At 38.1% G+C, this 25,369-nt stretch carries 22 protein-coding genes and 1 riboswitch; of the genes, 17 read left to right on the top strand and 5 right to left on the bottom strand.

What is annotated here, in order from left to right; all coding sequences use genetic code 11:
- Positions 1-228: 228 nt before the first annotated feature.
- The 7 genes from L8T27_RS17040 (at position 229) to galU (L8T27_RS17010) (ending at position 6,435) form a co-directional block, all read left to right on the top strand.
- Entirely contained in the window at positions 229-738 is a 510-nt protein-coding gene (locus tag L8T27_RS17040) for a cupin domain-containing protein (protein ID WP_237941936.1), read from the top strand.
- A gap of 121 nt (positions 739-859) precedes the next feature.
- On the top strand, positions 860-2,596 hold the full coding sequence (locus L8T27_RS17035) for a phospho-sugar mutase (RefSeq protein ID WP_233315698.1): 1,737 nt from the start codon (positions 860-862) through the stop codon (positions 2,594-2,596).
- A 216-nt stretch (positions 2,597-2,812) separates the two neighbouring features.
- Positions 2,813-3,157, top strand: coding sequence for a single-stranded DNA-binding protein (locus tag L8T27_RS17030; RefSeq protein WP_233315697.1), 345 nt, complete (start codon positions 2,813-2,815; stop codon positions 3,155-3,157).
- 38 nt (positions 3,158-3,195) lie between these two features.
- Entirely contained in the window at positions 3,196-3,357 is a 162-nt protein-coding gene (locus L8T27_RS17025) for a hypothetical protein (RefSeq protein ID WP_233315696.1), read from the top strand.
- A gap of 302 nt (positions 3,358-3,659) precedes the next feature.
- Positions 3,660-4,541: an ABC transporter permease subunit gene (locus tag L8T27_RS17020; RefSeq protein WP_233315695.1), complete on the top strand. Its 882-nt coding sequence runs from the start codon at positions 3,660-3,662 to the stop codon at positions 4,539-4,541.
- The gene (locus tag L8T27_RS17015; RefSeq protein WP_233315694.1) at positions 4,534-5,457 is read left to right on the top strand and encodes an ABC transporter permease; all 924 of its coding nucleotides are present in this window, start codon (positions 4,534-4,536) and stop codon (positions 5,455-5,457) included. Before L8T27_RS17020 ends, L8T27_RS17015 begins: the two co-directional genes overlap by 8 nt.
- 72 nt (positions 5,458-5,529) lie before the next feature.
- Positions 5,530-6,435 (top strand): UTP--glucose-1-phosphate uridylyltransferase GalU, encoded by a 906-nt coding sequence (gene galU / locus L8T27_RS17010; RefSeq protein WP_233315693.1) that lies wholly within the window; start codon positions 5,530-5,532, stop codon positions 6,433-6,435.
- A gap of 135 nt (positions 6,436-6,570) precedes the next feature.
- Here galU (L8T27_RS17010) and L8T27_RS17005 read toward each other — a convergent pair whose 3' ends face one another.
- Positions 6,571-6,726 carry an anti-repressor SinI family protein gene (locus L8T27_RS17005; protein ID WP_233315692.1) on the bottom strand — a complete coding sequence of 52 codons (156 nt, stop codon included), beginning with the start codon at positions 6,724-6,726 and terminating at the stop codon, positions 6,571-6,573.
- A 26-nt stretch (positions 6,727-6,752) separates the two neighbouring features.
- A riboswitch (cyclic di-GMP riboswitch) is annotated at positions 6,753-6,841 on the bottom strand.
- A gap of 237 nt (positions 6,842-7,078) precedes the next feature.
- Here L8T27_RS17005 and L8T27_RS17000 point away from each other — a divergent pair.
- The 3 genes from L8T27_RS17000 to gloA2 all read left to right on the top strand — a co-directional run bounded on the left by L8T27_RS17000 (position 7,079) and on the right by gloA2 (position 9,451).
- Positions 7,079-7,837, top strand: coding sequence for a WecB/TagA/CpsF family glycosyltransferase (locus tag L8T27_RS17000; protein ID WP_233315691.1), 759 nt, complete (start codon positions 7,079-7,081; stop codon positions 7,835-7,837).
- A 180-nt stretch (positions 7,838-8,017) separates the two neighbouring features.
- Positions 8,018-8,983 carry a UDP-glucose 4-epimerase GalE gene (gene galE, locus L8T27_RS16995; protein WP_237941935.1) on the top strand — a complete coding sequence of 322 codons (966 nt, stop codon included), beginning with the start codon at positions 8,018-8,020 and terminating at the stop codon, positions 8,981-8,983.
- 81 nt (positions 8,984-9,064) lie between these two features.
- Positions 9,065-9,451, top strand: coding sequence for an SMU1112c/YaeR family gloxylase I-like metalloprotein (gene gloA2 / locus L8T27_RS16990; RefSeq protein ID WP_233315689.1), 387 nt, complete (start codon positions 9,065-9,067; stop codon positions 9,449-9,451).
- Positions 9,452-9,867: 416 nt separating this feature from the next.
- Here the strand turns inward: gloA2 and L8T27_RS16985 are convergent, their stop codons facing one another.
- The 3 genes from L8T27_RS16985 to tagU all read right to left on the bottom strand — a co-directional run bounded on the left by L8T27_RS16985 (position 9,868) and on the right by tagU (position 12,694).
- Positions 9,868-11,040, bottom strand: a complete 1,173-nt coding sequence (locus L8T27_RS16985) for a CDP-glycerol glycerophosphotransferase family protein (protein ID WP_237941934.1) — start codon at positions 11,038-11,040, stop codon at positions 9,868-9,870.
- 1 nt (position 11,041) lies between these two features.
- On the bottom strand, positions 11,042-11,434 hold the full coding sequence (gene tagD, locus L8T27_RS16980; protein ID WP_233315687.1) for a glycerol-3-phosphate cytidylyltransferase: 393 nt from the start codon (positions 11,432-11,434) through the stop codon (positions 11,042-11,044).
- Positions 11,435-11,764: 330 nt separating this feature from the next.
- A complete protein-coding gene (gene tagU / locus L8T27_RS16975; RefSeq protein WP_233315686.1) occupies positions 11,765-12,694 on the bottom strand; it encodes a polyisoprenyl-teichoic acid--peptidoglycan teichoic acid transferase TagU in 930 nt (309 codons plus the stop codon).
- Between the two features lie 311 nt (positions 12,695-13,005).
- Here tagU and galU (L8T27_RS16970) point away from each other — a divergent pair, with 311 nt between their 5' ends.
- The 7 genes from galU (L8T27_RS16970) to L8T27_RS16935 all read left to right on the top strand — a co-directional run bounded on the left by galU (L8T27_RS16970) (position 13,006) and on the right by L8T27_RS16935 (position 25,179).
- The gene (gene galU, locus L8T27_RS16970) at positions 13,006-13,899 is read left to right on the top strand and encodes a UTP--glucose-1-phosphate uridylyltransferase GalU (protein ID WP_233315685.1); all 894 of its coding nucleotides are present in this window, start codon (positions 13,006-13,008) and stop codon (positions 13,897-13,899) included.
- 149 nt (positions 13,900-14,048) lie between these two features.
- Positions 14,049-17,954 carry a PA14 domain-containing protein gene (locus L8T27_RS16965; protein WP_282581405.1) on the top strand — a complete coding sequence of 1,302 codons (3,906 nt, stop codon included), beginning with the start codon at positions 14,049-14,051 and terminating at the stop codon, positions 17,952-17,954.
- 233 nt (positions 17,955-18,187) lie between these two features.
- Positions 18,188-19,732: a glycosyltransferase family 2 protein gene (locus L8T27_RS16955; RefSeq protein WP_233315684.1), complete on the top strand. Its 1,545-nt coding sequence runs from the start codon at positions 18,188-18,190 to the stop codon at positions 19,730-19,732.
- 198 nt (positions 19,733-19,930) lie between these two features.
- Complete coding sequence (locus L8T27_RS28735; RefSeq protein ID WP_282581404.1) at positions 19,931-22,042, top strand: CDP-glycerol glycerophosphotransferase family protein; 2,112 nt, start codon at positions 19,931-19,933, stop codon at positions 22,040-22,042.
- 74 nt (positions 22,043-22,116) lie between these two features.
- Complete coding sequence (locus L8T27_RS16945) at positions 22,117-22,938, top strand: ABC transporter permease (protein WP_233315683.1); 822 nt, start codon at positions 22,117-22,119, stop codon at positions 22,936-22,938.
- Positions 22,939-22,951: 13 nt separating this feature from the next.
- Entirely contained in the window at positions 22,952-23,761 is an 810-nt protein-coding gene (tagH, locus tag L8T27_RS16940) for a teichoic acids export ABC transporter ATP-binding subunit TagH (RefSeq protein ID WP_233315682.1), read from the top strand.
- Between the two features lie 356 nt (positions 23,762-24,117).
- Complete coding sequence (locus L8T27_RS16935; protein WP_233315681.1) at positions 24,118-25,179, top strand: glycosyltransferase family 4 protein; 1,062 nt, start codon at positions 24,118-24,120, stop codon at positions 25,177-25,179.
- Positions 25,180-25,233: 54 nt separating this feature from the next.
- On the opposite strand, the gene L8T27_RS28730 is transcribed toward L8T27_RS16935, so the two are convergent.
- On the bottom strand, positions 25,234-25,368 hold the full coding sequence (locus L8T27_RS28730; protein WP_267913391.1) for a hypothetical protein: 135 nt from the start codon (positions 25,366-25,368) through the stop codon (positions 25,234-25,236).
- Position 25,369: the final 1 nt, after the last annotated feature.

Raw genomic sequence — 25,369 nt, 5'->3', positions numbered from 1 at the left:
TTTAAGAAAAATAAGTTGTAGAAACGAAAACAAAGCACCGTATGTAAAGGGATAAAATTAGATCAAAAGGCGCTGTTCCTTTTCTTATGTGGGTTCTTTCTATATCGGCAAGAAAAATGGAATTTAAAGTATATTGATGAAAATACAAAAAACTTTTTTAATGCTTTAGTAGGAGTGATTTTTGCTTAAAGGGGGTATAGGGAAGGTAGAGAGGGGGAGTGGGCTAAGATGACTCGAGATATCACGCTCTACTACTTTGAGCCAAATGGCTTTATTCCTAATCATCCTACATTTCCAGTCCTGCATTATAAGCGGGTGTTAAAAAATAGTGAACATAATATAGGGAAGATATTCCAATCTCATAACTGGAGAAACAGCTGGGTGGATGGAGTTTTCTCATACCATCATTATCACAGTAATGCCCATGAGGTGCTTGGGATAATGAAGGGTTCTGCTTTGGTGCAAATTGGCGGGGAACAAGGGAGCAAGCTTGTTCTTCATGCAGGTGATGTGCTGCTGCTACCTGCTGGAACTGGCCATAAGAAGCTGTCCGGGACTCCGGATTTGCAAGTCATTGGTGCATATCCTAACGGACAGGATTATAATACAAGAAGGGATACGGAGGAGGATTACCGTGCTGCTATTGCAGAAATAGAAAACGCTCCATTTCCCGAAGAAGATCCCATATTTGGTAAGCGAGGACCGCTGATTGAAATATGGACGAAAACTAAGGAGTAAATACCTAAATTAGTAAAGGGAAAACGATGGCTTCTGCCCCGGATTGCCCTTTACATAAATACATATTTTAGGTAATGTTAAGACAGGTAAAAATATTAATTAAAGGTGGGAATCTGGCAATATGGTTTATCAAGATATAGTAGCAAAATGGGCTAGTTTTGAAGATTTAGAGCCAAATTTAAAAGCGCAATTGCTGGAATTGCAAAAATCTGAAAAACTGCTCGAGGATAGCTTTTACAAGCATTTAGAATTTGGCACTGGCGGAATGCGCGGCGAACTTGGCCCCGGCATCAACCGCATGAACATCTATACAGTGCGTAAAGCTGCCCAAGGATTGGGAAAATACATACTAGAACAAGGCAAAGAGGCGATGGAGCGCGGTGTGGCAGTAGCATATGACTCCCGTCACCAATCACCAGAATTTGCGTTGGAAGTTGCAAAAGTAGTGGGCAAGCTTGGTATCAAATCCTATGTATTCGAAGAGCTCCGCCCAACACCTGAGCTATCATTTGCAGTGCGCCACCTTAATACATTTGCTGGTGTCGTTATCACTGCAAGCCATAATCCGCCTGAATATAATGGCTTTAAAGCATATGGGGAAGATGGTGGGCAGCTGCCTCCGGAAGCCGCAGATGTGATTATTAAATATGTAAACGCAGTAGAAGATGAGCTTACAATCGAAGTGCTCGAAGAGTCTGAGCTATTAGAACAAGGCTTATTGACATATATCGGAGCTGACGTTGATGCAGCTTATGTGGAACAGCTGAAAACTATTCAGCTTAACAAGCTTCCAGAAGCGGAAGATTTGAAAATCGTCTTCACACCGCTGCACGGTACGGCGAATAAGCCTGTGCGCGCAGGACTACATGCATTTGGCTTCGGCAATGTAACAGTTGTTAAGGAGCAAGAGCTGCCAGATGCAAACTTCTCTACAGTAAAATCTCCAAACCCGGAAGAGCATGCTGCATTTGAAATTGCTATCCGTTATGGAAAAGAAATTGATGCAGATATTCTTTTAGGAACAGATCCAGATGCAGACCGCCTTGGTGTTGCTGTGAAGGACTTAACAGGAGAATATACAGTTCTTACTGGTAACCAATTAGGAGCGTTAATGCTTGAGTACTTGCTGTCAGAGAAAAAAGCAAAAGGTATTCTGCCTGAAAATGGTATTGTTATTAAAACAATCGTAACATCTGAAATTGGAAGAACAATTGCAGAAGCATATGGTATCCCAACATTAGATACATTGACTGGCTTCAAATTCATTGGAGAAAAAATCAAAGAATTTGAACAAACTAATCAGCATACTTTCCTATTTGGATATGAGGAAAGCTATGGTTACTTGATTGGTGATTTCGTACGCGATAAAGATGCTGTGCAGTCAGCAATCTTTGCGGCAGAAGTTGCGGCGTATTACAAAGCAAAAGGCATGACATTGTTTGAAGGCTTGCTTGCAATCTTTGAAAAATACGGCTTCTACCAAGAAGGACTTGAATCTCTAACTCTTAAAGGAAAAGATGGCGCGGAGCAAATCTCTTACATTATGGATACATTCCGTCAAGATCCTATTTCTGAAGTGAGCGGGCTGCAAGTTGTTGCAATCGAAGATTATCAGACAAGCAAACGTACGGAGAATGTGAAGGAAATCCTAATCGATCTTCCAAAATCCAATGTTATTAAATACTATTTAGAAGACGGCTCATGGTTCTGCCTGCGTCCATCAGGAACGGAACCAAAAGCTAAATTCTATTTCAGTGTTACTAGCTCTTCTCTTGAAGAAAGCCAAGGGAAGCTGGCTCAGCTGAAAGCTGGCGTTATGGATAAAGTCCAAGCAGTAATCGCATCTTACGAACAATAATAGAAGAAGCGGATAAAGCATTTATGCTTTATCCGTTTTTTTATATAAATTACCGAAAGATAAAATTTGCCCATAAAAACCTTTGATAATGTTAATTTTTCTAAAAGGAAACATGAGTTTTCTAACTGCTAACTTCTATTCCTATTAGGCTTACTGATTTTTCAATATTCTCCTCTTTTAGTATGATAAGCTTGCTAGGAAGAAAGGGGTGATCCATTGATAAATCAGGTCACATTAGTAGGGAGATTGACCCGTGATCCTGAACTGAAGCTAACACAAGGAGGTACTTCTGTCACTAATATTTTGCTTGCAGTTCAGCGAAACTATCGCAATCAAGCAGGTGAGTACGAAGCAGATTTCATTCCGTGCATTTTCTGGAACAAAGCAGCAGAAAATATCGTCCATTACTGCCGCAAAGGCTTTATGATAGCCTTAATCGGGAGAATCCAGACGAGAAACTATGAAAATGAAGAAGGAAAAAGAGTTTATGTGACGGAAGTGGTTGCAGAATATGTTCGGTTTTTGGAACCGAAAAATCAAGAGCAGCTCATTCCAACATGATGCCAAGACAATGAAGCGAAAAAGGAGGTGGCAAATGGATGAACAGCAGTGAAAATATGTCCGACTTGCTGTCCGCTTTAATTTCCATGCAAGCTAAAACACTAAAAAAAATGGAACAGCAAAATGTTCGGATTCGCCAATTAGAATATGTAATACAAGAGGAATTCTCCAAAACACAACGCTCCTTGCCTACACTCTAAAAAGCATATATTCCCAAAAAAGAAGTAGATTTCTCCCTCCCGTTTAAAGGTCGTTTTAAACAAAAACCTTCTTAAAGAGAATCAATCAAATCCCCATACCAACCCCAAATTTAAAGAGCGTCCAAAGAGAGACGCTCTTTTCTGTTATACAGATATAATGCTAAAGTAAATCTGTTCGTTTATTCTAAATTGTAAAAATCTTTATTGATAAGCACTAGAATTATATGGTAGATTAGTATGGTTGGTATTTAGTGAATCGAATTATATATAAAAATAGTAATTAACAGAACGGGAGGAATTTTATGAGAATATGGAAGGCAACCTTTGCCCAATTGCTCAGCCTCATTTTCTTGCTTGTGCTTGCTGCATTTCCTCTTGTTTTGTTCAGTGGGAACAGTGGAGAAATTGTATTTAATGTTTCTGGAGTTTTTGCCATCATAAAAGTTTTTTTCATAGGATTGTTTAGCGGAGATTCCTATTATTTTACCCAAGGAGATCGGTCTGTTTTTATCTTTACTGTTATCGGGGACAGTTTTGCCGATTCTTTTTATTATTTAATAATTGCCGGTATCAGTGTGCTTGCACTGACTTTTCTGCTCGGAATATGGTTTTGGAAGGTGAACGAACGCTTTTTTGGCAAGGTAATCAGCCTGCTAGGTATATTGCCTGATTTTATCCTTATATTGCTGCTGCAGCTGTTCGTAACCATTGTATATAAAAACTTTGGTATTAAGCTTGCTAAAGTGGCTTCCTTTGATTCGAATGATACAGCAGTTCTGCTGCCAATTATCACTTTGATTATTATTCCGCTGTTGTATGCCGTTAAAGCGTTAAATGAAAAAACAAAGGATGTGCTGACACAGGATTATATTCTTACAGCGATTGCTAAAGGGGTTAAGAAAAAGGATATTTACTTGTACCATGTTACAGCGAATGTGACCCCTTATTTAAAAGCAGATTTGCATAAAATTTTGGCAATTATGATCAGCAATTTATTCATTGTAGAATATATCTTTAACCTGAACGGGATAACGGCCTTGTTCTTTCAGACACAAGCTTATTTTGGCTATCAGTATAATTTGGTCATATTTTGCCTGGTAGCTTTGTTCTTGTTATATGGAGCAGTTTTTTTCCTGCTGTACATGCTTATTATTTTTATGGAAAGGATCTTGAAGTATGACTAAGAAATGGAATGTAAAGCTTGTCACAGGTCTGTTCCTATTAGCAGTGTTTGTGCTGATTGGTTTGTTCGGTTCTTATATTGCTCCATATCCTGCTGATTATAAGGTGAAGGTAGGATACATGGAGACAGATAATGGCAAAGAATTTGTTGCTCCGCCATTAGAACCATCAGAGCAATATTTATTTGGAACAGATAAATGGGGGAAGGATATATTATCCCTTATTCTTCATGGTGCTAAATATACAGTGTTTACGGTGTTAATTGTTGCTGCAGTCCGGCTTTTTGCAGGAGGAATTGCTGGTGTATTTGGCGGATTGGCTGCAAACGGAAGAAAAAGAAGCAAGCATGGACGAATAACACTATTAACGAGTATTCCGCCTGTTATCATCATTTATTTCATTATGCTCGGAATCAATATAAACCCAAGTCTGTCAACATTCTCTCTTATTATGATACAAGGAGTGCTAATGGCAGCACTTGGAGTGCCAGGTGTGTATAATGTTGTTTATTCAAAAACAGCCGAAATAAAAGAAAATCTTTTTATTATGGCTTCCGTCACACTTGGCGGGAACAAAAGCCATATTTTAAAAAAACATATCCTGCCTATTTTAAAAGGGGATTTTATCATTCTGTATTTGAATGAAACCATTCAGGTGCTGCATTTAATGGGACAGTTGGCGATATTTAATTTGTTTTTTGGTGGAACTGTGTTTCAGCCTGATTTCTCTACTTATATCTCTATGACAAATGAATGGTCTGGGCTGATTGGGCAGTCTCGTGCGTTTCTATCTTATACACAGTGGATTCTTATATATCCTTTACTAGCTTTTATGCTATTTCTATTTTCGTTCTATTTAATCTCCCAAGGCTTAAGTGAACAAAGCAGAAAAAGCCACCGGAAGAATCCCTATATCTAATAGTAGAAATGATAGTTTATCCTGATAGAAACAAGGGAAAAGAATCCTATAATAATTAGGAGGGAATACACCATGAAGAAAATTAGGAAGGCTATCATACCAGCAGCAGGACTTGGAACTAGATTTTTGCCTGCTACAAAAGCAATGCCAAAGGAAATGCTTCCTATCGTAGACAAGCCGACTATCCAGTACATAGTAGAGGAAGCGGTCGCTTCTGGAATTGAGGACATTATTATTGTCACTGGTAAAGGAAAAAGATCAATCGAGGATCATTTTGACAGTGCCAATGATTTGGAATGGAATCTTGAAGCAAAAGGCAAAGATGATTTGCTGAATAAAGTCCGCTTTGCCTCTAATTTGGCTGATATCCATTATATCCGTCAAAAGGAGCCTAAAGGGTTGGGGCATGCAGTTTGGTGTGCAAGGAATTTCATTGGGGATGAACCTTTTGCCGTGCTCCTTGGAGACGACATTGTGCAGAGTGATGTTCCGTGCTTAAAGCAGCTGATTAATCAATTTGAGGAAACTCAGTCCTCCATCATTGGAGTTCAGCAAGTTCCAGAAGAGGAAACAGACCGATATGGCATTGTTGATCCTGGAGAGAAAGCAGGCAGAAGATATCAAGTGAAGAATTTCGTTGAGAAGCCGGAGAAAGGGACTGCGCCATCGAATTTGGCGATTTTAGGCAGATATATCCTGACACCGGAAATTTTTATGTTTTTAGAGAACCAAAAAACAGGTGCAGGCGGAGAAATTCAGTTGACTGACGCTATTCAGCAGCTGAATCAAATACAGCGCGTCTTTGCTTATGATTTTGAAGGAGACAGATATGATGTCGGTGAAAAGCTTGGCTTTGTAAAAACGACCATTGATTTTGCACTTCAGAATGAAGAAATTAAAGATGAGGTTTATAAGTTTTTACATGACAGGATAGAGAAAACGAAGGGTAATAAGGCAAATGTGGAGCAATATGGATAAGAAGCACAGATAACGTTCTTTACGGCAAACATTTCATTATATGGAATGTTTGTCTTTATGTACATAAACTGTGCCATGCATGTTGCATATCCATAAGAGGTGTTTTTAAAAGATTGTTCAGAAAAGTAGTGTATACTATTTTAAATCTGGTTTTTGATTGGAAAGAAAAGCACTTACTTGTTTGCTAGTAAGTCCTAAGCGTTTGGCTTCAAGCACCAATTCAACCCACTCGCTATCTAGCTCTGCTGGATCTATCGTTTCTAGTTCTTTTACTGGTAACAAATTTAACACCGTAATAAAACCTCCTTATATTCTCATAAGGTGACCCAGCCATCATAGCAGTATGAGCTGCCTTAGATCTGTAGCTTTGCGTCCCATCTTTTCAGATGGTTTGCCTTTATCTTGGATAATTTGTTTTGTTGCTGTCTTAAGTTCAAGCATATTGCTAGTTTGAAAAGTCTTTTAAAAACACATGTATATTTTATCACTTTTTATTCACATATTAAAAGTTTTTAGTGAGGTAAAGTTTCGACAAAATCCAACAAAATGACTAGTTTCAGCAAAGAACCATGGGGATAATTGTAACATGCCTTAAATTTTTATATAATGAAGCTACACTATGCAAGGCAGGAGACATTACGAGATGGACAAGAAGTGGATGGGAAACATTGAGGTGAATGTTCTTCATACAAATGAAGCGATTGCCGCAATGACAGATAAATTAAAGGCATATGATAAAGCAAATGTATTTTTCCTGAACGATCATTGTTATAACTTAGCCCAGAAGGATAACGAATACTTAAACCTTCTTAACAGCAGTGAATTTTTGCTGAATGACGGAATCGGGATCGAAATTGGCGCTAAAATGTTTGGCTTTTCTTTTAAGGAGAACTTGAACGGCACAGACTTTATTCCGGCTTTGTTTAATAAGCTTAAAAGTCATAAAGATAGACAATATAATGTATATTTACTCGGAGCAAAGCCTGGTGTTGCTGAGGCGGCTCTGCATAGATTACAGCAGCAGTTCCCTCATTTGAACTTTGTTGGAGAACAGCACGGCTATTTTGATTCCGGCAGTGTAGCTGATGTTATTGCGGATATTAATGACAAGCAAACAGACATCCTTCTAGTAGGATTAGGGATGCCTATACAGGAAAAATGGATTGCTGAAAACAGGGAAAGGTTAAATTGCACGCTGGCATTTGCAGTCGGGGCATTTTTAGACTTTTCGTCAGGCAATGTTACAAGAGCCCCGGCTTTTTTTCGCAAGCTGCGTCTTGAATGGCTTTATCGAATGCTGAAAGAGCCGAAGAGATTATGGAAGCGTAACTTAGTCGGTCATGTGGAATTTTTTTATTATGTTTTAAAAAACAGAAAAAGAAAAATGCCGGCAGCTGGCTGACGAAAAAGGGGGGATGATGACATCCTTCCTTTTTTTCTAGGGAAATTCACACCTGTACAAAGTATGAAATAAGGAAAAATTGCCAATGAAAATTTTTTTCTAAATAGTCATGTGATAAAATGACAATATACGGGTATTAATAGATTGTGAGAAAAATTATGTATATAAAGGAGATTTAATATGATTCTAGTAGTAGGCGGAGCCGGCTATATCGGCAGTCATCTAGTAAAAGAACTAGTTGAAAAGGAAGAAGTCATCGTACTCGATAACCTGGCGACAGGCCATCAGGAATCTGTGGATGAAAGAGCAGTATTCATTAAAGGAGATTTAGGAAAAGAAGAAGATTTGGAGCCGATTTTTTCTAAATATCCAATTAAAGCAGTTATGCATTTTGCTGCGTTCAGCTTAGTCGGCGAATCAGTGCAAGACCCATATAAATACTATGAAAATAATGTTGCCAATACTTTAACATTGTTGAAGACAATGCTTAAATATAATGTTAAAAATTTCATTTTTTCATCAACAGCAGCTACATACGGTATTCCAGAAGATGAAATTATTTTAGAAAGCTCTAAAACATCCCCAATCAATCCTTATGGAAAATCAAAGCTGATGGTAGAACAAATCTTAGCTGATTTTCATGCAGCATACGGATTGAACTATGTGGTTCTTCGCTACTTTAATGCAGCAGGTGCCCATGAGTCAGGAGCTATCGGTGAACAGCATGATCCGGAAACACATTTGATTCCGATTATCCTGCAGCATGTATTAGGACAAAGAGAGTCTATTTCTGTTTTTGGAACAGATTATCCGACAGAAGATGGCACATGTATCCGTGACTATATCCATGTAACAGATTTAGCAGCTGCCCATATTAAAGCAGTGGAGGCTCTTTTAGATGGCAGCAAACAGGCGGAAACATATAATCTGGGAAATGGTGTTGGCTATTCCGTTAAAGAAGTCATTGAAACATGTGAAAAGGTGACAGGCAAACAAGCTAATGTTGTTTTGGCTGAAAGACGAGCAGGAGACCCTGCAAGACTCATTGCCTCATCAAGCAAAATCTATGAAGATCTTGGCTGGAAGGCAGAAAGAGGCTTAGAGACTATTATCGAAAGTGCTTGGGACTGGCATAAAAAAGCATGATGTTTGCTTTGGCGGAGGAATGCAGCTTGCATTTCTTCGCTTTTTTTACAGAATGAAACATATGGAAAAAGGAGCGATAATATGAAAGTCAACAAAGTGCATCATATAGCAATTATTTGCAGTGATTATCAAATTTCTAAATCATTTTATGTGGATATTTTAAAATTCAAACCAATTAGAGAAGTCTTTCGGGAAGAGCGTAATTCATATAAACTCGACCTTATGGTTAACGATGTTTATCAGCTAGAGCTATTCTCTTTTCCCAATCCGAAGAAAAGGCCGAGTTTTCCGGAAGCAGCAGGCTTGCGTCATATCGCATTTGAAGTGGATGACATTGCTGAAACAGTTTCCTATTTACAAAGTCAATCTATTGAAGTAGAAGATATTCGTGTAGATGAATTTACAGATAAAAAATTTACATTTTTTGCAGATCCAGATGGGCTGCCAATCGAAATTTATGAAAAGTGACAGCTTTCGCCCTTTTTATTTTCCGCCCTTAAATTTAGAAAGAATACTTAATGTGTGCAAGATGAACTGCTTGTCCTGAGTAGTTAATAGTCTCCAGCTTCCTGCTTTTATTTTCATTTAGTATCATCCTTTCCTATTGGAAGTTTGTTTTCATATACTACTTATACCGCATTCGGACAAATAAGAAACAACAAAAATATCAACAAATGCTGACATTTTATTTCCCGAGAAATTTCGGGGAATTTCCTTATTCCAGCATGTTCTGCATTATTTCGTCAAAAAACCGACTAAAGGGCGCTTTAGTCGGTTTTTGCTGTAGACATTTTCAGGGGGGCGTTTAGAAGGAGGATGTTAATTTCTGATAGCTCCAATTAATATTTTCTACTATATATAGAAAAAAACGACTGAAGACAGCTTCAGTCGTTTAGCCATTCTATTATTAATGCAGCGACTTTTTCGCTGGACTGTCCTGTGGAATATTCGTTCCAGCGTTTATGGAATGTATCTATGCGATCTAAGTCATACTCGTTTTTTGCCAGGATGTCTGCGAGCTCTGCTGTCGTATAGGCGACAGGACCTGGTACGAGTTTGTCATAGTCTGTCCAAAAACCTCTGTCCTTTGCATATTCTTCGAGATCATATGGGAAGAATATCATTGGTCTTCTCAAGAAAGAGTACTCGAATGGGATAGAAGAGTAATCCGTAATGAGCAGGTCGGTAATGAGAAGCAGTTCATTAATATAAGGATATTCTGAAACATCATAGACAGCAGCATCCATTTCAGGCAAGTGTGCCTTTTCTTTAATAGATGGGTGAAGTCTAATTAAGATGACAGTGTCCTCACCTAGCCTGTTTTTCAATTGCTTTATGTCGAGGTTTGAATTTGTAATGCCATTATTTTCGCCTCTGAAGGTTGGAGCATATAATAGAATTCTTTTATTTTCAAACTGAGGGTACTCGCTATATACTTTTGTTATTGTTTCCTTTTTGCGTGTTTCGTCAAAAAAGATATCTGTGCGAGGTATTCCGGTATGCATTATTTGCCGTTCTTGAATCGAGAATGCTTCATGAAAAATATGATCCATCTCATGTGAGCCGGTAATTACATATTGAAACTTGCTGTATACATCCTTAAATCGCTGATTAGCTTTGCTTGTCCGATTTTGAATACTCGAATCCTTCAATCCGAAGGTTTTGATGGCACCGGCAGCATGCCAAATTTGAAGCACCTTAACATTTGGCTTGAATGTAATGCTTGAGAGGAAGCCGAAATAATTATCAAGAATAACTACTTTTGCAGTCGCAAGATGCCGAATTCCTGCCAAAAAGGCTTTAGGCTTTCGTGGTGTAAATTCAAGCACTTGACCAATTTGTTTTTCCTCGAGCATTTCTTTCGTTTGTGCTGTTGCTGCCAGAAAAATACAGCGTTTGTCGTCAGCAGTTTTCTTAAGTTCTTCATATATATGCATGCTGTTTTCAGGGAAAGACACACAAAAAACTATTTTCTTTTGTTGCGGGAATAGGCTGCTAATCCGAAACAACAAAGAAAATAGCGTTAAATACAAGGAAATCGCACATTCCCTTACCATATTACTTTACCTTGAATAGGTCCTTCTTGATTTTAGAAGTAGAGATACCAACAGTTCTAGGCAGGTAAACAACTTCGCAATAATCTTTCAAGAAGTCGAACTTCCCTTCCCAGTCATCACCCATTACGAATACATCGATGTTATGGTCAACAACGTCTCTAACCTTTTGATCCCAATCATGTTCAGGGATAACTTCATCCACATAACGGATTGCTTCCAAAATCATTTTTCTGTTTTCATAGCTATGGTATGCTTTTTTATCTTTAATTGCATTAAATTCATCGCTGGACAGGGCAACTGTTAAATGATCCCCAAGTTCTTTTGCTCTTTTCAAAATATTAATATGACCCCAGTGCAATAAATCGAAGGTGCCATAAGTGATTACTTTTTTCATTTGTATCCTCCTAAATGTGAAGTTCCTTGTGCTTCTTATAATAACGGCTAGTCATTCTGTTATTTTATTTAGCAGTGTTAGTCAATGTGCATGGATTTTTGTCCAAGCGTTTTCTCATAATTACCTTAAATTTATGATTTATTGTTTCCCAATTACCTTATTTTAAAACCTTTCCCCCATTATGACAAGTATTTCTATATTAATCGCCAGCTGCTTTCATAAAATTGAAAAATTGCTGAAAAAAATGTCATCTAAACATATTTTCTGTCAAACAGTGTCATAAAGGCAAAGGGAAGGAGATAAGCAGCATATGCTTATCTCCTTCTAAGGTTAATTTACTTTTAAATGGTCTTTTAGTTCCGTCTGGATGTTAGTTTTTTCTGCATCATCCACAATTAAATACCAAACGCCGTCAATTGTCTGGCCTGTGCCATTAATCGTTAATTGCTCGATATTGCCGGCAGCTTGTTTATAATTCTTTTGGATATCTACCATTTCATCAAATGTAAGGTTTGTCTTAATGTTTTTGCTTAACGCAGCAAAGATATCATCGAAGTTAGTAAGGGAGTTTAAACTTGCCCCTTCCTTCAACACTGCTTGGATGATCATGCGCTGTCTCAGCTGGCGTCCGAAGTCTCCGCGAGGGTCTTCATAACGCATACGAGAGAATTTAAGTGCTTTTTCACCGTCAAGGGTAACCTGTCCTTCAGGGAAATGAACACCCTCATACGTGAAATCAAGGTCATTATTAACAGTAACTCCGCCAACAGAATCTACAATATCTTTAAAACCTTCCATATTGATTTGCATATAATAATCAATTGGGATGTCCAGGAAGTTCTCAACAGTATCCATAGACATGGCAACACCGCCAAATGCATAAGCGTGATTGATTTTATCTGTTGTTCCGTGTCCGACAATTTCTGTCCGTGTATCGCGAGGGATGCTGAGCATTTTTACAGATTTCTTCTCTGGATTAACGGTCATGACAATCATCGTATCTGATCTACCGCTGTCTCCGTCGCGTTCATCGACGCCGAGCATCAATACTGAAAAAGGCTCCTGCTGCTCTAAACTTAACGTTTCTGTTCGTTTTGTTGTTTCCCTGTCAACAGGCTCGTGCATTGAGTTCACGGCATTTGATAGGGAATTATAAACCGTATATACATAAGCACCGATACCTATTAAAAGGATCAGCAGTATAATGCCAGTGATTCGCAGCCACTTTCGTTTCTTCTTTTTAGGTTTTTCCGACCTCATATTGGCTATACCTCCATATCTTGACAAATATTGATAAAACTACTTTTAAGATAGCAGAAATACGCGGGTTTGAATACAAATTTCAACAAATTATTATATTAATATTCGTTTCTGAATCAGCAATTATGCCTAGTAACATAGAAGTACTCCAATCAGATGTATTTGTACATATGTATCAGAACAAACATTTTTCTGTATACTAATTAATAATTGAAACAAAATAGAAACTTTTGCCCTGCTGTAATCGGTGGACAATAAATAGTATTGCATATAAAATAGAGGTAAGATAGGAATAATTTGGAGGTAAATAAATGTCTAAAGTAAGAAAAGCGATAATACCAGCTGCAGGTCTTGGAACTAGATTTTTACCAGCTACAAAAGCGATGCCAAAGGAAATGCTACCAATCGTAGACAAACCGACTATCCAATATATTGTTGAAGAAGCAATTGCTTCTGGAATTGAAGACATCATCATTGTTACTGGAAAAGGGAAAAGAGCGATTGAGGACCATTTTGATAACGCTTGGGAATTAGAAGAAAACCTAGTTGCGAAAGAGAAGTTCGACCTTCTTAAAAAAGTGAAAGAATCATCTAATGTTGATATTCACTATATTCGTCAAAAAGAGCCGAAAGGTTTAGGTCATGCTGTATGGTGTGCGAGAAACTTCATCGGTGATGAACCATTTGCAGTCTTGTTAGGCGATGATATTGTCGATAGTGAAGATCCATGTTTAGGTCAGCTTATGTCCCAATATGACCAAACATTATCATCCGTAATCGGTGTTCAAGTTGTTCCTGATTCAGAGACACACCGATATGGTATTGTTGATCCGATTGACGACTCTGGAAGAAGACACCAAGTGAAAAAGTTCGTAGAGAAGCCAAAGCAAGGTACTGCTCCATCTAATTTAGCGATTATCGGCCGCTATATTTTCACTCCGGAAATTTTCCGATTCCTTGAAGAGCAAGAAGTAGGTGCAGGCGGAGAAATCCAGCTGACAGATGCGATCGAAAAGCTTAACCAAATCCAACGAGTGTTCGCTTACGAATTTGAAGGAAATCGTTATGATGTCGGTGAGCAGTTAGGTTTCATTCAGACAACAATCGAGCTTGCTTTAAAACGTGATGATATTAAAGACAAGTTGGAAGTGTACTTAAAAGACTTAGTTGAAAAATTGCAGGATGAGCCTGTAAACAATAAATAATAAGCTTTATAAAAGAGGGTGAAAACCCTCTTTTTTTTATTGCCAGTATTAGGATGATTTACCTGTGATTTTCATACTGGATGCTATTAACATACACCCTCTTTTCATAGATAATATAAGTATATAAAACTACTAAAATGATGAGGTGTATGATTATAGAAAAGTTACTAGGCAAGAAGACTTATGTTTTGTTGTTTTTTTCTATTGTTGGTCTTTGGTTTATTTGCCCTGAACAAAAAAAGGCAGCAGAAGCAGCCTGGTCAGGGAATTTCTATAATAATTCCAGCCTGTCAGGAGAAGGCATAGCTGCACAGTTTCAAAATCTTCATCTGAACTGGGGCTATGATAAGCCGATGACTGGTGTTGGGACGAATAATTTTTCCGCATCATTTACACAGACCATTAATGTCCAAGATAGTCAGAAGGATTATTTTCTGCAAGCATTTGCTGATGATGGTGTCAGGATGTATCTGGATAATAAATTATATATAGATGGTTGGAGCACCTCTGGCCAAACCTTTTCTACACCTATGAAAAATATGACAGCAGGAGCCCATAATGTAACTGCAGAGTATGTGGAGGCAGGAGGAAAGTCTATCCTGTTTGCTGATGTGCTGCCTTTTGACAGTTGGGTCGGCTATTTCTACAATAATACAACTAAAAAAGGTGCACCTGAAGATGCCTTTCATTTCACATCTTCAGAGTCAGACCTCGCATTTAATTATGGCTATAATGCACCAGGTGCAAAAAATATTGGTGCAAATAATTTTTCGATGAAGCTGTACACCTATAAAAACCTTGCCGCAGGGCAGTATGTGATCAGCACAAAATCTGATGATGAAATCCAAGTTTTTATAGATAATAAAAAAATCCTTGAAAAGAAAAGTCCGGGAGAAGAAAAAATCCTAATTAATGTGGCTGATTCTGCCCAAGGAAGCGCGCATGCAATCAGAATTGAATATGTGGAAAAAACGGGCAAAAGCTATTTAGATTTCTCCATTAAACCTGTTAAGGAAGAGTTGACTGCCAACTCGTGGTTAGGTGCCTATTTTAACGGAACAACTGCAGCTGGAACAGGAAATGTGTATGGAGGAATCAGCAATGTGTTTTTCAACTGGAAAACTAATGCTCCAAACTCGAAAACTAGTAAAGACAATTTTTCTGCTTCTTATTATAAGCTGCTGAATGCAGGTAATTACTTTGTTCATACAATTGCAGACGATGGCATTAGTGCAGCAGTCAATGGACAGTCTTTATTCAATCGCTGGACTTCATCTTCAGGTAAAGAGAATAAAGCAGCAATAACAAATCTGCAATCATCTAATAATGTTTTGCAAATTAATTATTTGGAAAAAACAAGCAATGCTTTTGTGAGTGCAGATGCCCTTCCGTTTGGACAGTGGCTTGGTTATTATTATGCAAACACTGGATTAAAAGGAGTGCCTGCGAACAAGAAAACTATAAAGGGAGACGGAAATGGTGCTTTCAGCTTTGATGTTGGCACTGGAAGTCCTGCATCCGGCGTTCCAGCTGACAATTATACAGCACAGTTCATTACTGCGATGAAGCTGTCAGCAGGAGATTATGTTATTCGTGCAATGGCAGATGACGGAATCCGTGTTTATGTAGATGATAAGCTGGTGTTAGACAAGTGGGGCAGCAGCTCAGCAGAAAATGCAATGAAAATCAGCATTAGTGATCTGGAAGTATCAGATGCCGCTAAAAGGGATGTTCATTGGATTAAAGTTCAATACTTGGAGAAAAGCGGGAAGTCAAAGCTAAGCTTTGATATCAAACCATTGGAGCAAACTGTTACTTCAAGTGATTGGCTGAATATATTTTATCCAACAAAGAGTCTATCTGGAAATGGTATAGTTGTCGGCGGAAAGAATGCAAAGCAAACGGTCAAGCTTATTCAATATAAATGGAATAAGAGTGCGCCACTTGCTGGAATTCCCGCAGATGGTTTTTCTGCATCTTTCCTGAAAAAAATCACAGGAAATCAGGATTATTTTGTTTCAACGTTTGCAGATGACGGCATTCGTGTCAAAGTAGACAATCAAGCTATTATCGACCGCTGGAAAAATTCAGGCGGCGTGTATAATAACGGATTGATCACAGGTTTAAGCTCTGGCGATCATCTAATCCAGACAGATTACTATGATAATGGCAGCAGTGCCTATGCTTTTGCAGATGTACAGCCATTAGGCAACTGGATTGCGTACTATTATAATAATATGACATTGGCAGGAGCTCCAGTGAATTCAAAGGTTGTAAATAACAGCAACAGTTTAGCACTTACCCAAGATTTTGGAACAAATGCACCTGCATCAACAGTGAAAGCAGATGGCTTCTCAGCAAAGTATGTGACAGCAAAACGAATCGAAGCAGGAGAATATATCATCCGCGGGCTGTCTGATGATGGGGTTCAGATTTTTGTTGATGGTCAATTAGTCATTGATCAGTGGAGTAACGGATCTTACCGTGAGAAGGCTACAAAAGTTAAAATTGCCGATACGAAGGACGGCAATATCCACTGGATTGAAGTGCGGTATTACGACAATAAGAGTGCTGCGAAATTCCAGCTATCCTTTGTGCCGTACTCAGAAGATAATTTAGTTCATGATTCTGGCTGGTATGCAGAGTATTATCCGAAGATTATCGGGGAGGATGAGATTCCTGTCTATACATTGACAGACAGTGTAAAACCAGTCATTGTCGGGGGCAAGGATTCAATTGCAAAGGTAACAGATGTTTACTTTGACTGGGGTTCAGGATCGCCATCCGGCTTGAGTGCAGATAAGTTTTCGGCTGTTTACCGGAAAAATATTTATATTGCAGAAGATGGTTTATATAATTTCACAATCCTTGCTGATGATGGGGTCATCTTAGAGATTGATGGTGAAAAAGTAATAGATTCATGGCAAAGCAGTGCTGGCAAGCGGGAAGTTTCGGGCTACAGCCTTGCAAAGGGTGAGCATAAATTTGTTCTTAAATATTACGAGAACACTGGAAATGCCTCAGTGAAGTTTGAAATGAAGAAAGCAAAAGCTGTATTTACAGCATATGACTATTTATCTTATTCATTAGATGATGCTGTTACAATTCAGGCGAGCAAATATGCTCAAACAGATAAAAAGTATAAAGCATATATGAGAGAAGATGCGTTCTCTTATATTAGCAGCTATAGTAATTACGGACTTATTACAAGCGGCAGCTGGAATGTCCGAGGAGGTCCAAGCCTGACTGATTGGGTAATCGGCAAATTTACAACTGGTGATAAAGTGACTATTTTGTCAAAGGTAGCGGACGATTCCGGGATGGACTGGTATGAAGTAGATTTCTATAAATATTATGATGAAACTGCTGCAGCCACATCTGATGTGCCTGCACAATATAGGCTGTCCTATCACACATGGGTCAACGCAGGTCCTGTGGACATTAAATACTATTTAAATCCAGAGAACTTTATGAATGATGAAAAGCAGAAGCTTCAATTCCTGAAGCTGTCTGAAAGTGCGAACTTAAATGAGACCGAAGTAAACGAAAAAATTCTGAATGGCAAAGGAATTTTCGTCGGAAAGGCGAGTTCCTTCATAGATGCTGGCAAGCAGTATGGAATCAATGAAATATATTTGATTTCTCATGCTATGCTTGAAACAGGAAACGGAACCTCTGAGCTTGCTACAGGCGTAACCGTTTCGAGCGTGGACGGCAAAGCAGTAACACCAAAAACTGTTTATAATATGTATGGAATCGCAGCATACGATGATTCACCGACTAAGAGCGGATCAGAATATGCTTACAAACAAGGCTGGACAACGCCGGAAAAAGCAATCGTCGGCGGAGCAGAGTTTATCGGCAAAAATTATATAAATAATGCCACATACAAACAAGACACGCTCTATAAGATGAGATGGAATTCCGACAATCCAGGAGTTCACCAATATGCTACAGATGTAGGATGGGCAAGCAAACAAGTAAACAGAATGAAATCATTATATGATTTGCTTGATTCCTACGAGATGTATTTTGAAGTTCCGATCTATAAATGATAAAGATGCCAGCACTTTTTTTAAGGAGTGCTGGCTTTTATTTGATTTAGTGCAATACTACTATTTAGAATAGTAGTAATAATGCTTATTTTTGCTTGCTTGCCTAAATATGATAGGTTAATGTTTAAGAAAAACTGCAAAATGTGTATAATAATAAAATGGTTACTTTTGTAAACAAAAAGTCCATCTAAAATACATAGTGTATTTGATAATGAAGAGGCGGTGTTTTTATAGTGTCTAGCTATAATAAAAAACAATTCGAAGCACAACATAAAATTGACTATAATAATGAAGGCTACTATGTCTACAATAAAAAAAGCAGCATATTCAATGTCTTAAAAAAGAAGAAGGATAAGCTGGTAACAGTAGTCACACCTGTTTATAATGCAGAAAAATACTTAAGCAAAACAGTAGATTCTGTTATCAACCAGACAATCGGCTTTGATAATGTGGAATATATTCTTGTTGATGACGGTTCAACAGATATGTCCAGACCAATGCTGCTGGAATATGCTCAAAAACATCAAAATATGATGGTTGTTTTCTTGAAGGAAAATACAGGAACGCCTGCACAGCCAAGAAACCTTGGTATCGAGCTTGCAACAGCTCCGTATATTACCTTCCTTGATGCTGATGACTGGTTGGAAAGCAACGGCTTGGAGATTCTTTACAATATTCTTAAAGAAACAAATGATGATTATGTTGTTGGGAAGACAATCCAAGTAGAAAGCAAATCTACTAAAATAGTTGGGGAACATGAGTCATGCAAAGAAAGAAGAGGCATTCTTGCAACATCAATCCCACATATATTCCAGCATTTAGGGCCGCGTTCCCGTATGATGAAAACAAGCCTGCTAAAAGAAAACAATATCCGTTACCCGGAAATGAAATACGCAGAAGACAAGCAGTTCTTTATTGATGTTTTAGTAGCAACTAAAACAATCTCAACGACTACTAATGTTATCTACTACCTGAACAGGCTTGATGAAAACGATGCTTCACTGACGAAACAGACGAGCATTATGCAGAAGATGGATACAAACATTAAAGTTATCAACTATGTGAAGGCGAAGAAACTCGATGAGAAAACGGAAAAGATGATTTTGAATCGTCTCTACGAATTCGATTGCATCACAAGATTCTTTAATCGTCAGCATTTCTTTAAAAGCAAAAATAAAAAAGCATATTACGATAAATTTAATGAAGTTCTTGAAACAACAAAGGATCTTGGCTACAACATTGAGGATCAATTCTTCCATCCGATTAATAAAGTTGTTTATAACATGTACTTAAACGGTGAACAAGATAAAATTGCCGATTTGTACAAATGGGATAAAAAAGAAAAAGTGAAGGATATTGTCGTGCGTGATAATGAGCCTTACATGGTTACACCATTTGAAGATAAGAAGCATATTCGCGTTGCTATGGCCGGCTTTTATGAAGAGGGTGTGTTCGGCGAAAACGATTATACATTGGACTTCCATTTATATGGTGATTCCATTGATAATGTGGATGATATGATTCTCCGTGACCGAGGAAATACGGAAAATCAGTATTCCTTTGCTGTCGAGAGAGTCGATAAGCATCATTTCCGATTGACTATTCCATTGACTACAATGCTTGAGTTCTCAAAAGGAAGCTATGCAATATTTGTCCGCTATAATGAATACCAAAAAATCAGCTTAATCCGCTTAGATTACACACAAAAGATTATGGATAAGAAGCTGTACCAATTCTATACGACGATCAATTCAAATCTTGGCTTGAATATTAAGTAAGCTCATCCTATAGTGCGGGCCTGTAAAGGCCTGCAGCTATAGGTTTTTTTCATTTCTGTGACAAGAATGACGATTGTCAATGACTTTGGGCAGGGGTCTTCTAAATAAGTTTGAAATCCATTCACGTAACCTATATAATGTTTGATAGATTGTAAAGTACGTGAATTTCGGTACTGTATGTTTGAGAGGAGTAGCATAATGAGTGAATCTGGATATGTTCATAAACAGGCACATAAGGTATTTATCAATAATGATCTATTATCTGTGAAGTTCTGTTTTAAACATGAATTGCTTGAGGCGAAGCAGACAAGCCTTGTACTAATTCAAAGGGGCTCTGAAAATGTAGTCGCAGGATCCATCAAGCAAATTGATATAAATGAGGATTTTGGAATTTACGAATCGGCAATAAGCCTGACTGACAATAAAGAGGATTTCAGCAAAGAAGCTGTTTGGGATCTGTACTTAGTTGTGAAGGACGAAGAAGCAGACATAGAAAAGAAATATAGAATAAAAAGCAATAAGGCAGCACTAGAGCTTAACTTCTACCTATATGAAGAGGGTACAATGTTCTATGCTTATACAACGAATAAAGGAAATGTGTCCTTTAAGACAGTTGTCCAAAGAATTATTGCGAATATTGAGGAAGCCCATCTCACAAGCGGTAGTCTTGTGCATATTTCTGGATACGGCTTCAATCCGCAGTCACAAAAGCAGCCTGTCGAAAAAAAGCTGATTATCACGAATAATATCAATGAGGAAGTATATAATATTGCTCTTGAGAACAAGCATCGAAGCGACTTGCAGGAAATGTACGGCGGTACCGACCATAACTACGAAACAATCGGCTTTGAAGGCAAACTTGACTTGAGCCAATATCTTTTCCAGTCAGAAGCTATCTATTATCGCTTCTATTTGGAGCTTACGTATGAAGAAAATGGCGAAACAGTAAAAATACTCAGCCCAAGATTAAAGTTTGTGTCCTTTAATCCAAAATATAAAAGACAAAGAACTCGTATTACTACGATGTACGGCAAAAAAAGAGTATTGCTTAAATCAACAGCGAAAAACAATTATCTTTCTGTTAAAGTTGCTGATTTTAATGCAAAAATGGAGCTTAAAGCAAGAATTAAAGGCAAGCTTGTGCGTATTAAGCGAAGCAAAAAGGCGAAGAAGCTCTTTAAGCTTGCATTTAAAATGCTCGGCATGCTTCCAGCAAGCAAAAATACAGTCATATTTGAAAGCTTTTTGGGTAAACAGTACAGTGACAGCCCAAGAGCGATTTATGAATATTTAAAAGAAAACCACCCGGAGTATAAGCTGTACTGGAGTGTTGATAAAAGATTCATTCAAAACTTTGAGGACAGAGGCATTAACATCACGCCGAGATTCTCTATCAAATGGCTCTTCAGAATGGCGCGAGCTCAATATTGGGTAAGCAACAGCCGTCTGCCGCTGTGGATTCCAAAGCCAAAGAATACAACATACTTGCAGACTTGGCATGGTACACCGCTGAAACGACTTGCTGCCGATATGGATGAAGTGCATATGCCTGGAACCAATACAAAGAAATATAAAAGAAATTTCCTTAAAGAAGCAAGCAACTGGGATTATCTTGTATCACCAAATGCTTATTCAAGCGAAATCTTTGCAAGAGCTTTCGATTTCGACAGAACGATGATTGAATCAGGTTATCCGCGGAATGATGCGTTGATTAATGATAATCATGTGGATAATATCACTGCCATTAAGGAGAAATTCGCCTTGCCGATGGATAAGAAAATTATCCTTTATGCACCAACATGGCGTGATGATCAGTTCTATGGAAAAGGAAAATATAAGTTTGATTTAGAGTTAAACCTTGACCAGCTAAGAGAAGAGCTTGGTGATGATTATATCGTCGTTTTACGGATGCACTATTTAGTTGCAGAGAACTTCGATCTTACTCCATATGTAGGCTTTGCCTATGACTTCTCGAATTATGAGGATATCAGGGAGCTTTACTTGATTTCTGATTTGCTGATTACTGATTATTCTTCCGTATTCTTCGATTACGGTAACTTAAGAAGACCAATGATCTTCTACGTATATGATATTGACACATATCGTGACAAGCTTCGCGGCTTTTACTTTGATTTTGAGCAAAAGGCACCAGGTCCATTAGCAAAAACAACGGATGAAGTTATTGAATATATCCGCCAAGCGGAAAAAGAGCCTCTTAACGAACAGTTCGAGGAGTTCTATAATACGTTTTGTTATTTGGAAGATGGGGAAGCATCTAAGAGAGTGGTTGAAGAAGTATTCCTTAAGTAGAGCAAACTTACTTAAGCTTACATTAAAAAGCCCATTTAGTCCTATTTGGCTTATGAGAGAAGGGTTAGGTTTACATGGTTTCAATGTTTAAAGTAATAAAAGAACAATATGATAATTTTCATTTGATTAATAGATTGGCTGCCTATGAACTGAAAAGTGCCAACAACAATAACTATTTGGGAAGCTTATGGGAACTGTTGAACCCTGCTATTCAGATTGCAATTTATTGGTTTGTTTTCGGGTATGTACAAGACAGGGATCCTATTGAATATGCTGGTGGAGGAACATACGAGTTCTTCCCATGGATGCTTGCAGGGATTACCATCTGGTTCTTTATTTATCCGTCAATAACACATGGTTCGAAATCGATTTATACAAGACTGAAGATGGTTTCTCGCATGAACTTCCCGTTAAGTGCGATCCCATCCTATGTGATTTTGTCGAAGTTAATGCCGCAATTGCTGCTGATGCTTGTGACAATCATTATTTTTCAGTTTATCGGATTACCAATTAACATATACTATTTGCAGCTTCCATACTTTTTGGTAGCAACAATTCTGTTTTTATTTTCTTTGTCCTTAATCACATCGACAATTTCAACAATAGTGAGGGACTTTCAAATGCTCGTTCAATCATTAATGAGGGTTTTGCTTTATATTACACCGATTCTTTGGCCGTTACAGGACCGCTTCGGTGAAACATTCCAATTTGTAATGCAGCTGAATCCATTTTATTATTTGATTGAAGGTGTCCGCTATTCGCTTTTAGGCGAAGGCTGGTTCTTTATCGAGCATGGCTGGTTAACCCTTTATTTCTGGGCTATTCTGCTTGTCTTCTTATTCCTAGGTTCTTATTTACATGTAAGGTTCAGAAGGCATTTTATTGATTTCTTATAATGGAAGTGATTGTATGACAAAATCTGTCGTAGTGAAGAACTTGACGAAAAGATATAAACTATACAGCAGCAACAAGGAAAAAATGATGGATATTTTCTTGCCGAAAAGCTATGGCGAGCCTTTCTATGCTCTTCGAGATGTTAGCTTTGAAGCGGAAAAAGGGGATACGATCGGCTTTGTCGGCATAAACGGTTCTGGTAAGTCGACGCTTTCCAATATTATTGCAGGCATCGTTCCAGAAACGAGCGGGACTGTTGAAATAGATGGACAGGCTTCCTTGATTGCTGTTGCAGCAGGGCTTAATAATCAGCTGACAGGTAGGGAAAACATTGAGCTGAAGTGCTTAATGCTCGGCTTCAGCAAAGAAAAGATTAAGGCTCTTGAGCCGGATATCATCGATTTTGCGGAGCTCGGCAAGTTCATTGATCAGCCAGTTAAATCCTACAGCAGCGGGATGCGTTCTCGTCTTGGTTTTGCAATATCTGTTCATACAGATCCAGATGTCCTTATTATTGATGAAGCTTTGTCAGTAGGGGATAAGGCATTTGGCGAGAAATGTTTGGAAAAAATGCAAGAATTTAAGGAACGCGGCAAAACGATGTTCTTTGTCAGCCACTCTATCGGCCAAATGAAGAAATTCTGTGAAAAAGCGATTTGGCTTGAATTTGGCAAGGTAAAAATGGAAGGCAGCATTAAAGACGTTATCCCAGCTTACGAAAAATTTATGGACGATTATAAAAAGATGTCCAATAAAGAGAAGAAGCAGTACAGGGAAAATGCTTTTAAAGAACGAAGTGAAGAGAAAGAAACAGTACACAGCTAATTATATGCAGCATCCAAAAGAGGCTTTGTTGTTCGGTCAGCCTCGCTTGGATGCTGTTTTTTATTGCAATTGTAAAGGTAAGGAATGATTGGCAATAGAGAAAAGCGGGGAAATAGCATTAAGATGGAGATTTTATGTCCATATTATAAGTAAACAGTGCAACTTTTTCTTGTGATACTACGTCTTATATTATATATTTATAAAGGGTTTTAACAAATTGTAATTTAAATGTAAACTATCATGAAGATTTAAACAAGATTTATTAAGATGAAATATGCTATAATCATTTTTGAAAATATAAGCTTAAGAAGAAAGCGCAGATGCCTAATATTTAAAGGGGCATTGGGGAGGATCTTATGATTTATATAATACTTATTACATGTTTTTTTGGATCCATCATACTTACTCCTTTAGTGAAAAAACTGGCATTTAAATTAGGAGCAGTAGATAAACCAGAACAACGTAAAGTACATCAGAAAATTATGCCCCGTATGGGCGGTTTAGCAATATATATCAGCTTCATTATCGGAGCTTTAATTATCAATCCGAATAAAGATTATCATTTCCCGATTTTAATCGGAAGCACAATCATTATCATCACAGGCATATTAGATGATATTTATAATCTGTCTGCCAAGATTAAATTTTTGACGCAAACATTAGCAGCGGTAGTTGTGGTTGTGTGGGGCGGCGTACAAGTTGAATTCATCAACTTGCCGTTCGGGGGTCAAATTGAGTTTGGGTTCCTCGATGTTCCAATTACGATTCTTTGGATCGTCGGAATTACGAATGCGATTAATTTAATTGATGGTCTGGATGGACTAGCTGCAGGAGTTTCCTCCATCGCCTTGTTCACGATTACTGGGATGGCGATGATTATGGGCAATGGTTATGTTATCGCCATTTCATCAATTGTGCTTGCAAGTACATTAGGATTTTTGTTCTTTAACTTTTATCCGGCGAAAATCTTTATGGGTGATACAGGTGCATTATTCCTCGGATATATAATCGCTGTTATGTCCTTGCTAGGCTTTAAAAACGTTACATTAATCTCGTTCGTCATTCCAGTGATCATCTTAGGTGTACCGATTTCAGACACGTTTTTTGCAATTATCCGCAGGCTTATTAACAAGCAGCCTTTATCTGCACCTGATAAATCCCATCTTCATCACTGTCTGCTTAATATCGGCTTCACACATAGACAGACGGTTATCGTGATTTATGCAATGGCGACATTCTTTGGATTAGTTGCTGTCATCTTCTCACAAGCGAAGGTGTGGGGAGCTATTCTCCTGATTGCGACAGTGCTGCTGATTATAGAGTTATTTGTCGAAAAGATAGGGCTTGTCGGCAAGAATTATAAGCCTATCCTTAAATTCATAAACGATATACGATATGCAGCAGATAAAGAGCGTTAAAGCAGAATCAAAAAAAGCTTACCAATGGGTAAGCTTTTTTTTGACGATTACTAATTACAAATCATCATCTGTAATGCTCTCAAGCACTGGAAGTTCGTCCTCTTCATCATCCATCAAAAATGAATCATGTTCCGACCACAGCGGCCTTTCGAGCGCATAATTAATTAATGACCAAACTGATTTAATCATC

It is taken from the genome of Niallia sp. Man26, from assembly GCF_022049065.2.
Classification (GTDB): Bacteria; Bacillota; Bacilli; order Bacillales; family Cytobacillaceae; genus Niallia.
Note: the sequence above shows the minus strand (reverse complement) of the source record. Positions and strands in the feature narration are given on the sequence as shown.